The organism is Nonomuraea sp. NPDC050227 (assembly GCF_044459705.1).
In the GTDB taxonomy this organism is placed as follows: Bacteria; Actinomycetota; Actinomycetes; order Streptosporangiales; family Streptosporangiaceae; genus Nonomuraea.
On the sequence record NZ_JBITJF010000019.1, the window covers coordinates 48,881 to 63,068 of the forward strand.

14 protein-coding genes are annotated in these 14,188 nt (G+C 72.3%); 5 read left to right on the plus strand and 9 right to left on the minus strand.

The genetic code is table 11. The annotated features are described in order from the left end of the window. The first annotated feature begins 136 nt into the window (after positions 1-136). A complete protein-coding gene (locus ACIBK9_RS49555) occupies positions 137-883 on the plus strand; it encodes a lysophospholipid acyltransferase family protein (protein WP_352358146.1) in 747 nt (248 codons plus the stop codon). 25 nt (positions 884-908) lie between these two features. Here the strand turns inward: ACIBK9_RS49555 and ACIBK9_RS49560 are convergent, their stop codons facing one another. Further along, complete coding sequence (locus ACIBK9_RS49560) at positions 909-1,715, minus strand: serine/threonine-protein kinase (protein ID WP_352358144.1); 807 nt, start codon at positions 1,713-1,715, stop codon at positions 909-911. A 56-nt stretch (positions 1,716-1,771) separates the two neighbouring features. After that, positions 1,772-3,025, minus strand: a complete 1,254-nt coding sequence (locus ACIBK9_RS49565) for an MFS transporter (RefSeq protein WP_397166220.1) — start codon at positions 3,023-3,025, stop codon at positions 1,772-1,774. A 65-nt stretch (positions 3,026-3,090) separates the two neighbouring features. Here ACIBK9_RS49565 and ACIBK9_RS49570 point away from each other — a divergent pair, with 65 nt between their 5' ends. Beyond that, entirely contained in the window at positions 3,091-3,696 is a 606-nt protein-coding gene (locus ACIBK9_RS49570) for an ArsR/SmtB family transcription factor (protein ID WP_397166222.1), read from the plus strand. 58 nt (positions 3,697-3,754) lie between these two features. On the opposite strand, the gene ACIBK9_RS49575 is transcribed toward ACIBK9_RS49570, so the two are convergent. Further along, the gene (locus ACIBK9_RS49575; protein ID WP_397166224.1) at positions 3,755-4,378 is read right to left on the minus strand and encodes a DJ-1/PfpI family protein; all 624 of its coding nucleotides are present in this window, start codon (positions 4,376-4,378) and stop codon (positions 3,755-3,757) included. Positions 4,379-4,382: 4 nt separating this feature from the next. Then, a complete protein-coding gene (locus ACIBK9_RS49580; RefSeq protein WP_387666752.1) occupies positions 4,383-5,345 on the minus strand; it encodes a GlxA family transcriptional regulator in 963 nt (320 codons plus the stop codon). A 127-nt stretch (positions 5,346-5,472) separates the two neighbouring features. Here ACIBK9_RS49580 and ACIBK9_RS49585 point away from each other — a divergent pair, with 127 nt between their 5' ends. Both ACIBK9_RS49585 and ACIBK9_RS49590 read left to right on the plus strand, forming a co-directional pair. After that, the gene (locus ACIBK9_RS49585; RefSeq protein WP_397166226.1) at positions 5,473-5,925 is read left to right on the plus strand and encodes a helix-turn-helix domain-containing protein; all 453 of its coding nucleotides are present in this window, start codon (positions 5,473-5,475) and stop codon (positions 5,923-5,925) included. Between the two features lie 21 nt (positions 5,926-5,946). Next, positions 5,947-6,525: a putative toxin-antitoxin system toxin component, PIN family gene (locus ACIBK9_RS49590; protein WP_397166227.1), complete on the plus strand. Its 579-nt coding sequence runs from the start codon at positions 5,947-5,949 to the stop codon at positions 6,523-6,525. A gap of 57 nt (positions 6,526-6,582) precedes the next feature. On the opposite strand, the gene pruA is transcribed toward ACIBK9_RS49590, so the two are convergent. Together pruA and ACIBK9_RS49600 are read right to left on the minus strand one after the other, a co-directional pair. Further along, entirely contained in the window at positions 6,583-8,208 is a 1,626-nt protein-coding gene (gene pruA, locus ACIBK9_RS49595; protein ID WP_397166228.1) for an L-glutamate gamma-semialdehyde dehydrogenase, read from the minus strand. Beyond that, positions 8,209-9,126, minus strand: a complete 918-nt coding sequence (locus ACIBK9_RS49600; protein WP_397166230.1) for a proline dehydrogenase family protein — start codon at positions 9,124-9,126, stop codon at positions 8,209-8,211. A 76-nt stretch (positions 9,127-9,202) separates the two neighbouring features. Between ACIBK9_RS49600 and ACIBK9_RS49605 the strand changes: the two genes are divergently transcribed. Next, entirely contained in the window at positions 9,203-10,270 is a 1,068-nt protein-coding gene (locus ACIBK9_RS49605; RefSeq protein ID WP_397166232.1) for a PucR family transcriptional regulator, read from the plus strand. Here the strand turns inward: ACIBK9_RS49605 and ACIBK9_RS49610 are convergent. The 3 genes from ACIBK9_RS49610 to ACIBK9_RS49620 all read right to left on the minus strand — a co-directional run bounded on the left by ACIBK9_RS49610 (position 10,255) and on the right by ACIBK9_RS49620 (position 14,150). Continuing rightward, on the minus strand, positions 10,255-10,977 hold the full coding sequence (locus tag ACIBK9_RS49610) for a glycoside hydrolase family 16 protein (protein ID WP_397166234.1): 723 nt from the start codon (positions 10,975-10,977) through the stop codon (positions 10,255-10,257). The genes ACIBK9_RS49605 and ACIBK9_RS49610 overlap by 16 nt on opposite strands. A 130-nt stretch (positions 10,978-11,107) precedes the next feature. Next, positions 11,108-12,211: a glycosyltransferase gene (locus ACIBK9_RS49615; protein WP_352358118.1), complete on the minus strand. Its 1,104-nt coding sequence runs from the start codon at positions 12,209-12,211 to the stop codon at positions 11,108-11,110. Positions 12,212-12,317: 106 nt separating this feature from the next. Then, the gene (locus ACIBK9_RS49620; RefSeq protein WP_358293691.1) at positions 12,318-14,150 is read right to left on the minus strand and encodes a SpoIIE family protein phosphatase; all 1,833 of its coding nucleotides are present in this window, start codon (positions 14,148-14,150) and stop codon (positions 12,318-12,320) included. Positions 14,151-14,188: the final 38 nt, after the last annotated feature.

Sequence of the window (14,188 nt, forward strand, 5' to 3'; positions counted from 1 at the left end):
TCGCACGGGAGGGCAAGCGCCGCCGCGTGAACAGGGGGGATGTCCTACGATCTCGTGACCCGAGCCGATCTTTTCCGGGCGGGACCAGGTCTCCCGGGTGGCCTGCCGACCGGCGTGAGTAGGCTACCTTCTGCTCATGGCTGAGATTGTGTACCCGCCGGTGATCGCCGCCGCGCGGACCCTCTTTCGCGTGCTCGACTACCGCTTCCACATGGAGGGCACGGAGCACGTGCCGCGGACCGGGGGAGCGGTGCTGGTGAGCAATCACATCAGCTATCTCGACTTCATCTTCGCGGGGTTCGCCGCGGTGCCGTCCAAGCGGCTGGTGCGCTTCATGGCCAAGCAGGACGTCTTCGACCACCGCGTCTCCGGGCCGCTGATGCGCGGCATGCACCACATCCCGGTCGACCGCGGGGCCGGGGCGGGCTCGTACGCCACCGCACTGCGCAAGCTCAAGGCCGGCGAGGTGGTGGGCGTCTTCGCCGAGGCCACGATCAGCCGCTCCTTCACCGTCAAGGAGATCAAGAACGGCGCGATCCGCATGGCCCAGGCCACCAACGTGCCGGTCATCCCGGTCGCCCTGTGGGGCAGCCAGCGGTTGTGGACGAAGGGCCGTCCCAAGCAGCTCACCCAGCGGCACGTGCCGATCACCATCCTGGTGGGCGAGCCGTTCCACCCCAAGCGCGGGGAGGACGTCAACCAGCACACCGTCGACCTGCACACGCGCCTGTCGGAGCTGGTCGACCGGGCGCAGCGCACCTATCCCGAGGTGCCGCCGGGTGTCTGGTGGCAGCCCGCGCACCTGGGCGGCACCGCGCCCACCCCCGAGGAGGCGGCCGCCATGGACGCTGCCGAGGCCGAGGCCCGCGCCCAGCGGGACTGAGCCCGCCCGAGGCCGCCTGAACCGGTCAGATGGCGGCCTGGTAGGCGCTGGCGCGCATGCCCGCCAGCAGGCCCGCCGTCTGCTCCGGCGTGTAGCGGCGCACCGGGTCGTGGTGGAGCAGCCCCTCGATGAGCGGGCGCATCACCCCGGCCCGCCGCGGCGGCGGGTACGGGCCGCTGCGGGCCATGCCGAGCACCGTGGCCGCGTCCTGCCCGGGGTAGGGCGGCTGGCCCTCGACGGCGCTGTAGAGCGTCGCGCCGAAGGACCACATGTCGGCCTCCTTGCTGGCCGGCCCGCCATGCAGCCGCTCCGGGGCCATGAACGCGGGCGTGCCGCGCAGCCGCCGCGAGGTCGTCATGCGGATGTCGCCCTCGGCCGTGGCGATGCCGAAGTCGGTCAGCACCACGCGGTCGCCGGTCAGCATCACGTTCGCGGGCTTGACGTCGCGATGGAGCACGCCGGCCTTGTGCGCGGTGCGCAGCGCGGCGAGCAGGTGCTGGCCGATCGCCACCACCGACTGCGCGGGCAACGTGCCCACCTGGGAGAGCAGCTGGTGGAGTGAGAGCCCGTGCAGGTACTCCATCACGATCCAGAGCTTGCCGCCCACTTCCATCAGGTCGTGGACCGTGACGATGTTGGGGTGCGTCAGGCCGGCCGCCATCCGGGCCTCACGCAGCACCCGGCGGCGAACCATCTCGGCCTCACCGGCCAGAGTCAGCTCCTTCAACGCCACCTCTCGGTGGAGGAGCCGATCGAACGCCCGCCAGACGACTCCCATACCCCCACGACCGGCCTCCTCGTTCAGGAGGTACCGTCCGCCGATCTCCCGCATACCATCCCCTCAAGCTCGGGGATAATCATGTCATCTCCGCACACGGCATAGGGTGCCTAACGTGATCTGGATATGTCGGGAAGTGTAGGTTCGCTGGTCAGCGCCGCAGAAATTCGCCCAGGCAGGGCGCGCCACACGAGCCCCACCGCCACCAGGCACAGCCCCGCGGCCCCGGCCAGGACGGCGGCCAGCCCGAACAGGTCGCCCGCCAAGCCGCCGATCGCCGCGCCCACCGGCATGCCGCCCATGCCGACCAGCCGGTAGGCGGAGTTCACCCGTCCCAGCATCTCGCCGGGGATCAGCCGCTGGCGGATCGAGACGACCAGCACGTTGGCCGCCGCCCCCGTCACGCCCCACACCACCGCGACCGGGTACAGCGCCCACGGCGACGGCACGAGCATGGGGACGAGCAGCAGCAGGCTGCTGATCAGCCACGCCCCGACCAGCGTGCCGGCCTCGCCGATCAGCCGCGTGACCGGCCCGGTCAGCGGCGAGCCGAGCACCGCGCCGGCCGCGAACGCGGTCATCATGAGGCCGTAGCCGCTCGGGTCGAGGCCGATGCGCGACCCGTCGCCGACGGCCCACAGGACGAAGACGGCGAAGTATCCGGCGTTGGCCATGTTCAGCATGCCCGCGGAGATCGCCAGCCTGCGCAGCAGCCGGTGGGCCCACAGGTAGCGCAGCGCCTCGCCGATGTCGGCACGCAGCGGGCGGCGCGGCCCGGACGCGGCCGGAGCCGCCCGGAAGGAGCCGGCCATGCCGGTCAGCAGCAGGGCGGCGGCGGCGTACAGGAGGGCGGGGGCGCCGAAGAGGGCGGCGGGCAGCAGGCCGGCGAGCAGCCCGGCCACCGGCGCGCCGACGAAGTCGTTGCCGACGGTCTGGACGCCGACGATCCGGGCGTTGGCCCTGGTGAGGTCGTCCTTGGCGACGGTCATGGGCAGGACGGACTGGGCCGAGGTGTCGGCGAAGACCTCGCTCACCCCGGCCGCGAAGATCACCGCGAGCAGCGTCCACAGGTTCAGCAGGCCCGCCGTCGCCAGCAGCGCCGCCACCGCCAGCACCGCCGTACGCGCGGCGTTGGCCAGCGTCATGATCCGGCGGCGGTCGACCCGGTCGGCCACCGCCCCCGCGTGCAGGGCCAGCAGCAGCCAGGGCGCGGTCGCGGCGGCCCCGGCCAGCGACACCAGCGTGGGGGAGCGGGTCATGGACACGGCCAGCAGCGGCGCGCCGACCCGCAGCACACCGTCGGCCAGGTTCGACAGCGCGGTGGACGACCACAGGAACCAGAAGGCCCGCCCGAGACGGTTCACGAGTCACTCCGATAGTGTGTAAGGAAAAGTGTGCATAGATTCCTTTGCAAAGATAGGCTTGCACAGTGACAGACGGCAAGGGCTTTTCCGCCCGCACCCTCGACGCGAAGGCGCTGAAGTCGTTCGCGCACCCGCTGCGGCTGCGCATCTACGAGCTGCTCGACGAGCACGGCCCGGCCACCGCCACCGGCCTGGCCGGCCTGCTCGGGCAGAACACCGGGGCCACCAGCTACCACCTGCGCGAGCTGGCCCGCCACGGCATGATCGAGATCGCGCCCGAGCTGGGCCGGGGCAAGGAGAAGTACTGGCGGATCACGCCGGGCGGCTTCGGCTTCGGGCCGGCCAGGGATCACCCGGAGGAGGCCGACGCCCTGGAGTTCCTGCTGGACGACATGGTCCGGCAGCGCGGCGCGGAGCTGACCCGCTGGCGCGAGGGCTCGGCGCAGGCTCCCGAGGAATGGATGCAGGCCAGCGTGTTCGCCCGCCGCTCGCTGCGGCTCACCCCCGAGGAGACGGCCGACCTGCGCGACCGGGTGCTGGAGGTGCTGGACCGTTTCCGCCGCCTGTCGGACGGCAGGGACGCCCCCGCCGACGGCGCCCACGTCGTCGTGCACTTCGACGTCCTGCCGCTCGGCGCCACGGGCGACCCGCCCGCGCAGGACCGGTCCTGACCCCTGCGACGCGCGGCGCCCCCGTCCCGGGAGGGACGGGGGCGCCGTGGCCGGACGATCAGGAGATCAGGGTCATGGCCCGCTCGACGGTGCCCTCGGGCGCCTTGGCGGGCGAGCCCGCGTCGAACGGCGGCTGCGGGTCGTACTCGATCGCGAGCTGCACCGCCTGGGCCGTCTCGACGCCGTCGGCCTGGGCCAGCAGGGTCAGGGCCATGTCGATCCCGGCCGACACCCCGGCGGCCGTCACGATCTTGCCCTCGGTGACGACGCGCTCGCCAACCGGCTCGGCGCCGACGCCCGCCAGGCCGTCCAGCACCGCCCAGTGGGTGGTCGCGCGCACGCCCTTGAGCAGCCCCGCCGCGCCCAGCACGTACGAGCCGCTGCACACCGACGTCGTCCACCGCGTGTGCTCGTGGGCCTCGCGCAGCCAGCCGAGCAGCGCCTCGTCCGACATCGCCTCCATCGTGCCGGGCCCGCCGGGCACGAGCACCACGTCGGGACGCGGCAGGTCGGCGTAGGTGGCGGTGGCGGCGATCGACAGGGTGCCCTGGTCGTCGGTCACCGGCCCCGCCTCCCCGGCGACGAACGTCACCGTGACGCCGGGCGCGAACGCCAGCACCGTGTAGGGGCCGACCGCGTCGAGAGCGGTGAAACGGGGATAAAGCGGGATTGCCACGTGCATGGTGTCATTTCTCCTTCGACTGGAATCTGCGGCGGTGCTCGCCCGGCGACACCCGCCAGTGGCGGCGGAAGACGCGGTAGAGGGTCTCCGGCGTGCCCAGGCCCGCCTCCCTGGCCACGGTCTCCAGGGGGTGCCCGGTGACCTCCAGGAGGCGTCTGGCGGCGTCGGCGCGGCTGCGTTCGACGTACCGGCCGGGTGGCAGGCCGGTCTGCTCGGTGAAGACGCGGGAGAAGTGCCGTTCGCTCATCCCGACGCGCCGGGCGAGCGCGGGCACGCTCAGGTCGGCGGCCGGGTTGGCGTCGATGTAGCCCTGCAGCTCCCGCAGGGGGAGGCTGCGCGGCGTCATGGCCCGCATCGGCGCGCTGAACTGGCTCTGCCCGCCCGGCCGGTGCAGGTAGACGACGAGCCCGCGGGCGACGTCGCGGGCCAGCTCGTGGCCGTGGTCCCTGGCCACCAGCGCGAGCGCGAGGTCCACGCCGGACAGCACGCCCGCCGAGGTCCACACGTTGCCGTCCTCGATGTAGAGCGGATCGGGGTCCACCTCGACGTCGGCGTAGCGGTGGCGCAGGTCGTCGGCGGACAGCCAGTGGGTGGTGGCCCGGCGGCGGCCGAGCAGCCCGGCCTCGGCCAGCAGGAAGGCCCCGTTGCAGACCGAGGCCACCCGTCCCGCCCGCGCGGCCAGGGCGGCGACCGCCCCGACCAGCGCGCGGTCCTCCAGTTGCCGGGGCACCGACAGCCCGCCGGCCACCATGAGCGTGTCGATCGGCCCCGACACCTCGCCGAGCGCCCCCGCCATGACGGTGACCCCGTTCGACGCGCTCACCGCGCCCCCCGCCACACCGGCCACCTCGACCCGGTAACCACGTCCCCGGGCGATCAGGTCGGCGGTCGCGAACACGTCCGCCGGCCCGGCCATGTCCAGCAACTGGAAGCCCGGGAAGACGACGATCACGATCCGTCGCTGCATGCCTTCATGCTGGTCGCGGCCCTGCATTGGCGTCAATGACACAAACCTTGCACATTACGCCACCCGCTCCCGCCTCCTGGCGCAGGCGGGTTACACTTATTGCAGATATCGAGGGTCGGAGGTGGTCATGCCCCGCAGCGGCGTCCTGGCCGGCGCGACGCGCGTCGAAGCCGACAGCGGTGACCGCAAGCTGCTCGAACATCTGGAGGCGACGGCTGCCGCAGGGAACGCGTCGCTGGTGCTGCGCGGGCCGGACGGCACCGACCTCGTGCTGCCGCGCTCGTTGGTCAGGCTCCTGGTCGCCGCGGCGCGCGACCTCGGCAAGGGACACGCCGTCTGGGCCCTGCCCGCCGAAGCCCTGTTGAGCCCCAACGAGGTCGCGGAGCTGCTCGGGCTGTCGCGTCCCTTCGTCGTGCGACTGCTGGACGAAGGCGAGATCCCCGCGCAACCTCTTCCAGGCAGCCGTCATCGTGTCGTTCGCCTGGAAGATGTCCTGGAGTTCCAGGATCGCCGGGAGCGTCGCGCCGAAGCCCGTCGCAGGATCATGGAGGTCGCCGAGGAGGCGGAACTACCCTACTGATCTCCCGAGGGATATTGGCTGATGGCGCGGGTCTTCGTCGACACCGACGTGCTGTTCCCGTTCTCGCTGATGGACCTCATGCTCGCGCTGACCGAGGACGCCGTGCACACGTGGGTCTGGAGCGATCACCTGCTCTCGGAATGGGAACGTGTCATCGTGCGCGAGCAGCACCGCTCCGCCCATGCGGCGGCGCGCATCGGGGAGGTGATCCGTGAGTTCTTCGCCGACAGCCGGGTCTCCGAGGACGACTACAAGCACCTGATCGATCAGATGGAGGGCCCCGACCTCGACGACCGCCATCACATGGCTGCCGCGATAGCGGGTCACGCCCGGACCCTGGTCACCTGGAACGTCACGGACTTCCCGGCGTCGTTCCTCGGCCGCCACGGGGTGAGCGTCAGCACTCCCGATGCGTACCTGCGCTCGCTGCTGGGCCGCAGTTCGCGTGAGGTGCTGGGCGTGCTGGCCCGGATGGCGGCGGGGAAACGCCGTCCGCCCATGACCGTCCATGACGTCCTCGCCGCGCTGGGCAGGGCAGGCGTTCCGGGCTTCGCCAGAGGCGCGGGAAGTCTCCTGACGATCGTAGAGGGCGGTTTCTGACGGAATTGGAGACGGCCGGCACCCCTGCAGGGGTGCCGGCCGTGGCTCTTGGGGGCGTCAGCCCATGTGGGGGTAGCGGTGGTCGGTCGGCGGGACGAAGGTCTCCTTGATCGTGCGGGCGTTCACCCAGCGGATCAGGTTGAAGATCGAGCCGGCCTTGTCGTTGGTGCCCGAGGCGCGCGCGCCGCCGAACGGCTGCTGGCCCACGACCGCGCCCGTCGGCTTGTCGTTGACGTAGAAGTTGCCCGCCGCGAAGCGCAGCCGCTCCGAGGCCGCGGCGATGGCGTACCGGTCCTGGGCGATGATCGAGCCGGTCAGCGCGTACGGGGCGATGCCCTCCATCTGGTCGAGCACCGTGTCGAAGTCGCGGTCCTCGTAGACGTGCACGCCGAGGATCGGCCCGAAGTACTCCTTGACGAAGATCTCGTCCGTCGGGTCGGCGCACTCCAGGATGGTCGGCTTGACGAAGTAGCCGACGCCGGAGTCGTAGGAGCCGGTGAGCACGTCGATGTTCGAGGCGGCCCGCGCCCGGTCGATGGCGTCCTTGTGCTTGGCGAAGGCCCGCTCGTCGATGACCGCGCCCATGAACGTCGACAGGTCGGCCGCCACGTCGCCCACGGTCAGCGACTCGGCCACGCCCACGAAGTCGTCACGCATGCGGTTCCACACCGAACGCGGCACGTACGCCCGCGAGGCCGCCGAGCACTTCTGGCCCTGGTACTCGAAGGCGCCCCTGACCAGCGCGGTCGAGAGCACCGCCGGGTCGGCCGACGGGTGGGCCAGCACGAAGTCCTTGCCGCCGGTCTCGCCCACCAGGCGCGGGTAGCCGTGGTAGGAGGCGATGTTAGCGCCGATCGTGCCCCACAGGTGCTGGAAGGTGGGGGTCGAGCCGGTGAAGTGCACGCCGGCCAGGGCCGGGTGCGTCATCGCGACCTCGGAGACGGCCTGCCCGTTGCCGGTGACCATGTTGATCACGCCCGGCGGCAGCCCGGCCGCCTCCAGCAGGCGCATCGTGTGGTGCGCGGCGAGCTGCTGCGTCGGCGACGGCTTCCAGACGACGACATTCCCCATCAAAGCGGCAGAAGTCGGCAAATTTCCGGCGATGGCGGTGAAGTTGAACGGCGTGATCGCCAGCACGAATCCCTCAAGGGGCCGGTACTCCATCCGGTTCCACACGCCGGGCGACGAGATCGGCTGGTCGGAGTAGAGCTGACGGGCGTAGGCCACGTTGAAGCGCAGGAAGTCGATCAGCTCGCAGGCCGCGTCGATCTCCGCCTGCTGCGCCGACTTCGACTGGCCCAGCACGGTGGCCGCGTTCAGCGTCTGGCGCCACGGACCGGCCAGCAGGTCGGCGGCCTTGAGGAAGACCGCGGCCCGCTCGTCGAAGGACAGCGCCCGCCAGGCGGGCGCCGCCCGCAGGGCGCTGTCGATGGCGTCCTGCACGTCCTGAGCCGTAGCGTCGTTGGTACGGCCCAGGACGGAGGCATGGTTGTGCGGCTGCACCACGTCGATGGGCGCGCCGCCGCCGAGCCGCTGCTCGCCGTCGATCGTCATGGTCAGGTCGACGGGGGAGCCGGCCAGCTCCTTGATGCGGTCCTCCAGTGCCGAACGCTCGGCGCTGCCCGGCGCGTAGCCGAGCACGGGCTCGTTCACGGGGACGGGGACGTTGCTGATGGCATCCATTTACTTACCCCCAAGGGCACGAAGGAAGAAGGCGACGTTGGCGGGGCGCTCGGCCAGCCGGCGCATGAAGTAGCCGTACCAGTCGTCGCCGTAGGGGACGTACACGCGGACCGTGTGGCCGGCCCCGGCCAGGGCCTCCTGCCGGTCGGTCCGGATCCCGTAGAGCATCTGGAACTCGTGGTCGCCGAGCGTCCGGCCGAAGCGGTCGGCGAGCAGCTCGGTGATGGAGATCAGCCGGTCGTCGTGCGTGGCCACCATGGGGTAACCCTTCCCCGCCATGAGGATGCGCAGGCATCGCACGTACGCCTTGTCCACGGCCTGCTTGTCCTGGTGCGCGACCGAGGCGGGCTCGCGGTAGGCGCCCTTGACCAGCCGGACGCGCGAGCCCTCGTGGGCCAGGTCGCGGCAGTCGTCCTCGCTGCGGAACAGGTAGGCCTGGATCGCCACGCCGGTCGACGGGTAGTCCTCGCGCAGCTTGCGCAGGATGCCCAGCGTCGAGTCGACGGTGGTGTGGTCCTCCATGTCGAGCGTCACGGTCGAGCCGTTGGCCGCGGCGGCGGCGCAGATCTCGCGGGCGTGCTCCAGGGCCATGCCGTCGTCGAGCCGCTGCCCGACCGCCGACAACTTGACCGACACCTCGCCCCGGGCGCCGAGCTGGAGCGGCTTCAGCGCCTCCAGCAGCGTCACGTACGCCCGCGCCACGGTCTCGGCGGCGCGCGCGTCGCGCGTCTCCTCGCCGAGGTGGTCGACGGTCACGGCCAGGTTGGCGTCACGCAGCCGTTCGATGGCGTTCCGGGCCTCCTGGACGCTCTCGCCCGCGACGAACCGGTCCACCACCTTGCGGGTGAGCGGAAAGCCTGACACGGAACGGCGCACGACGCCGCTCCCGGAGGCGGCAAGGAGCAGTTGACCCAACATGCCTCAAGTCTAGAAACCCCAGGTCAGAGGGGGCCATGAACGCGCGTAACGATCGATGTGGCAGGCTGTCATACAAATGCACAACACGTCCGACCTTCAGGAAATCGTCGACGAGATCGCCGCCACGCTCGGGGCGTCCGCGACGCTGGAGGACCGCTCGTTCCGGCTGCTCGCCTACGGCGCCCAGCACGGCGACATCGACACGGTCCGCCAGGAGTCGATCCTGCGCCGGCGCGCCACCGGCGAGGTGCGCGACTACTTCGAACGCTATGGCATCGCCAGGGCCGGCGGCCCGGTCCGGATCCCGGCCGACGCCGAGCTCAAGGTGCTGGCCCGGGTCTGCTGGCCGCTGCGGCACGGCGAGGTCACCTACGGCTACCTGTGGCTGCTGGACTCCGGCACCCTCGCCGACGAGGCGCTGCGCCGCGTCGCGCCGCTGGTCGCCAGGGCCGCCGCGGCGCTCGCCCAGGAGGCCAGGAGCCGCCAGGACCTCGGCCGCGGCCTGCTCGCCCTGCTCTCCGCCGACCCCGAGGAACGCGCCGCGGCCTCCATCGAGGTCCCCGGCCCGGTCACCGCGGTCGCCGTGCGCGAGTCCAGCGAGCGCGTGGCCGCCCTCTGGACGCTCCCGCGCGGCGTGCTGGCCCGCACCGGCTCGCCCGTCGCCCTGCTGGCCCCCGCCCACCTGGCCGGAGAGGTCGCCCAGACCCTGCAGAGCGCGTACGGCACCGCCGCCGGCATCGGCGCCCCCAGGAACGACCCGGCCGAGGCGTGGCAGAGCTGGCGCGAGGCCCGCCAGGCGCTGCGCATCGCCGAGCACTTCCCCCGGCACGCCCCCATCGCCCGCTGGCAGGACCTGGGCGTGCACCGCCTGCTGGCCCGCCTCGGCCGCGCCGACCTGCGCGAGCTGGCCGCCGAGACCGCCGCCCTCGACGCCGAGCTGGCCCAGACGCTGGAGGTCTACCTCGATCTCGGCGGCCACGCCCAGAAGACGGCCGCCGAGCTGGGCGTCCACCGCCAGACCCTCTACTACCGCCTGGGCAAGGCCGAACGCCTCCTGCACCGGGACCTGTCCGACGGCGACGACCGGCTGACCGTGCACCTCGGGCTGAAGGCGGCCAGGCTGCTGCCTCAGGACGGCCGGTAGACCTTCACCCAGTCCACGTACATCGACACCGTCGCGGGGGTGGAGGAGTCGCGGCAGCGTGGCTCGCACACCACGTCGTTCTGCAGCGCCAGGCCCATGCGGTCGCCGTCGGGCACGTACGGGCCGCGGTAGTCCCACACCTTCCTGCCGTCCAGCCAGAACGTCAGCCGGCCGGGCAGCCAGTCCACGGCGGCGGTGTGCCAGCGGGTGAAGTCGGCCCGCAGCTGCCGTTGCGCCCGGCCGCGCCCGCCGTGCACGAAGATGCCGCCGCCCTGACGGCGCGGGTCCACGATCTCGGCGAAGTCGACCTCGGCGTAACCGTCGCCCTCGCTCTGGGTGGTGGGCCACAGCAGCGCGACCGGCGTGTAGCCGTTGCCCGCCTCGGCCCTGAACCGCACCTCCCACCTGCCGTAGCGCTGGGTGAGCCGGGTGGCCACGCCGCCGGACAGGTCCTTGCCGCCGTACCGGCCGCCCTTGAGGCGCAGCATCCCGTCCGCGACCGTGGCGGCCCGGCCCGTACGGGGGTTACGGGCCGCGTCCGGCGAGTGGTAGACCATCCATTTGCCCGTGTCGACCGAGGAGCCGTCGAAGTTCTCGACGAGGACGGGCGCGCCCCACCTCGACGTCTCCGCCTGTGCGCTCTGGGGCAGGGCGAGGGCCGTGATCAGCGCCGCCACCGCCGCCCGCTTCGAACCGCGAGTAGACATGCGGACCATCGAAGCAAAGATCTCACTCTGGTAACAAGGGCCCCTTCCGGACAGGTTGGGCGCCGGCGGTCATGCCCGGGAACGGCGGGAGGCGGACGGCTTCCGCCGCCCGCCTCCCGCGCGGTCTCCGTCAGGCGCAGGCCGACTCGTAGACGCGGACCAGTTCCTGGCTCACGCGCTCCCAGGAGTAGCGCGAGCGCGCCCGGTCGGCGCCGGCGTACCCGAGCGCGGTGCGCAGCGTCGGGTCGCACAGGATCTCGCGGGCCAGCCGCGCGGTGCGCGCCGGCCGGTCCGGCGGGACCAGCAGGCCGGTCACGCCGTCGATCACGGAGTCGAGGTGGGCGCCCACGGCCGAGGCGATCACCGGCACGCCGCAGGCCATGGCCTCCAGCGCGACGACGCCCGTCGCGGCCTCGCGCGGCACCGACACCACGGCGTCCGCGCTGCGCATCAGCTTCGGCACCGAGGCCCGCTTGACCTGCCCCAGCAGCGTCACCCGGTCGGCGACGCCGAGCTGCTCGGCCAGGGCGCGCAGCCGGCGCGCGTCCCTGTCGTCGTCCAGTTCCTCGGGCTCGGGGCCGCCGGCGATGACCAGCTCGACGTCCGTCAGCCCCTGCAGCGCCCGCACCGCCGTGTACGCCCCGCGCTCGGGGGACAGCGGGCCGACGTGCAGCAGCCGCTTGCGGGCGCCCTTGGTGGCGATCGCCCCGCGCCGCTGGAAACGCTCGGTGTCCACACCGTGCGGCACGATCGCGATGTTCCCGCGCGGCACGCCCAGCCTGATCAACGCCGACTCCTCGTCGCCCGAGCCGGCGATGACCGCCTTGGCCCGGCGTCCGAGCGCCCGCTCCAGCTTCTGGTGCGCGGCGTCCACGGTGTGGAAGGTCTGCATGACCGGAACGTCCAACCCCTTGGCGCCCGCCACGGCGGCGAGCCCCCCGGTCCACGAGTGGGCGTGGATCACGTCCGGGCGCTCCTGGTTCCAGCGCTTCATGAGGTGCTCGCCCACGTCGTTCAGGTACGGTACGACGTCCTCGGGCGTGAGGTCCTTGGCCGGGCCCACGTCGATCTGCTCCAGAGTGACCCCCGGGGCCACCCGCGTCTTGGGCTTGCCCTCGGCGTCGTCACGGCGGGAGTAGATGGTGACGTGGTGTTCGCGGCCCAGCTCGCGCGCTACGGAGAGAATACGGTGGCGCTGGTTTCCCTTGGCGGACGCGACGATCGCAATATTCATGGCACACCTCAGCGTGGAAAAGCCTTCAAGGTGTGCCTGCGTCTTAGGCACGTTGTTCTACGGAAAGACAATACCCATGTTTAGCCGGATCGCAAACCCCCGCAGATCAGACACCCTTGAGGGCCAGGACGACGATCTCGTCCCACACCTGGCCGCCCGAGAAGGCGTGCCGGTCGGCCTCCACGGCCTTGACCACGGTGGCCGGTGACTGGCCCGCGCAACGGCCCAGCACGTCGGCCAGCCGCTCCTCGCCGTACGGCTCGCCGGCGTCGTTCCTGGAGGAGATCAGGCCCTCGGAGTAGAGCACCAGCGTCTCCCCGACGGAGACGGTCAGCTCCTGCACGCCCGTCTCGGCCTCGGGGGAGATGCCCATCGGCACGCCGCCGCCCGCCGCGAAGCGCACGTTGCCGTCGGGCTGCAGCAGCGCCGCCGGATGGTGACCGGCCGAGGAGAGCTGGATCGTCCGGCCCTTGACGAACCCCACCACGGCCATCACGAACATGCCCGTGCCCTGCGCCACCAGAGCCTCGTTGACCTTGCGCATCACCAGGTCGGGATGGGACTCCCAGGTGCTGAGCACCCGCAGCCCGCCGCGCACCATGGCGCTGACCGAGGCCGCCTCCTCGCCCTTGCCCGCCGCGCCGCCCAGGGCGAACCCCCAGCCGCCCGCGACCGGGAACACGTCGTAGAACTCCGCGCCCACCGACGCACCCGGATGGTAGACCGCAGACGCCTCGTAGCCGGGCACGTCGGGCAGGTTGCGCGGGGCCACGCTGGCCGACAGCGCGTCGGCGGCCCGCGAACGGCTCTGGAAGCTCGACTGGGCGCGCACGGCCAGGCCGAGCTGCATCCCGACGTCTTGCAGCACGCCGAGGTCGGCCAGCGAGAACGGCGGCCGGTCGTGCGTGCGCACCAGCGTCAGCACCCCGTCGGACTGCCCGATCGGCACCGACAGCAGCGAGCCGGCGCCCATCGCGGTCAGCAGCGGCCCGTCGGCGGTGAAGCCGAGCAGCGACTCGTCGTCGACCATCTCGTGCACCACGCCCGAGCCGCGTTCCAGCACCTGCATCACCACCTGGCTGCCGGCCGGGTCGGCCGACTCCACCAGCCGCACCAGGTCGCCCAGCGGGTGGTTCTTCGGCGCCACCACCACCGAACGCCGCGGCAGCCCGTCGCGCACCAGGTCGGCGATCACCCAGTCGGCCCACTCGGCCGCCAGCAGGCGCGTCGTCCGCGGCAGCGCCACCGGGCGCAGCAGCGCCTCCTCGTCCAGCAGCAGCCCGCCGACCCTGGCCAGCAGGTCCTGCCGCTTGGACGCGGCCAGCAGCAGCGCCCCGTCGGACTGCTCGGGCCGCCGCCCCCCGGGCTCGGGGAGCTGCACCTCGGTGGGCAGCGCCACGGCCGCCACCATCTGCTGCGGCTCGCCCGGCATCGTCACCCGCGTCAGCGCGAGCTGCACGGTGTGCGTCCGCCCCTGGTGCGCCAGCCGCGTCTCGAACGCCGACGGCTGCCCGGTCTGCAGCACCGAGTTCAGGTGCGAGCGGAACGCCGCCCGCCTGGAGACGTCCACCAGCAGCGGGAACGACCGCCCCACCAGGTAGCCGTCGGGGCTGCCGAGCACCCGCGAGGTCTCCGGGTTGATCCGCCGGACCACCCCGCCGCCGTCGAGCACGATCACCGGCACCGGGAAGGCCCGGAACACCTGGCGCAGCAGCTTCAGCTCCCGCTGGGTGCCGTCCTTCTTGCTCGCGGCGCGCTTGGGCGCCTTGCGCAGCGCCTCGCGCGCCTCGGCGAGCAACTCGGCGGCGGTGTCCAGTTCGGCCAGGGCCGCGTCGAGCGTGGGCGCGAGGTCGGTAGGGTAGGCGGTCCTCGCCTCACGCAAGGACGACACGCGTCCCGCCAGCGCGTCCAGAGCGTGTTCGAGGTCCGGCATGGTCATCCTTTGACGCTACGCCACCGGGGATAACGGTAGCCATA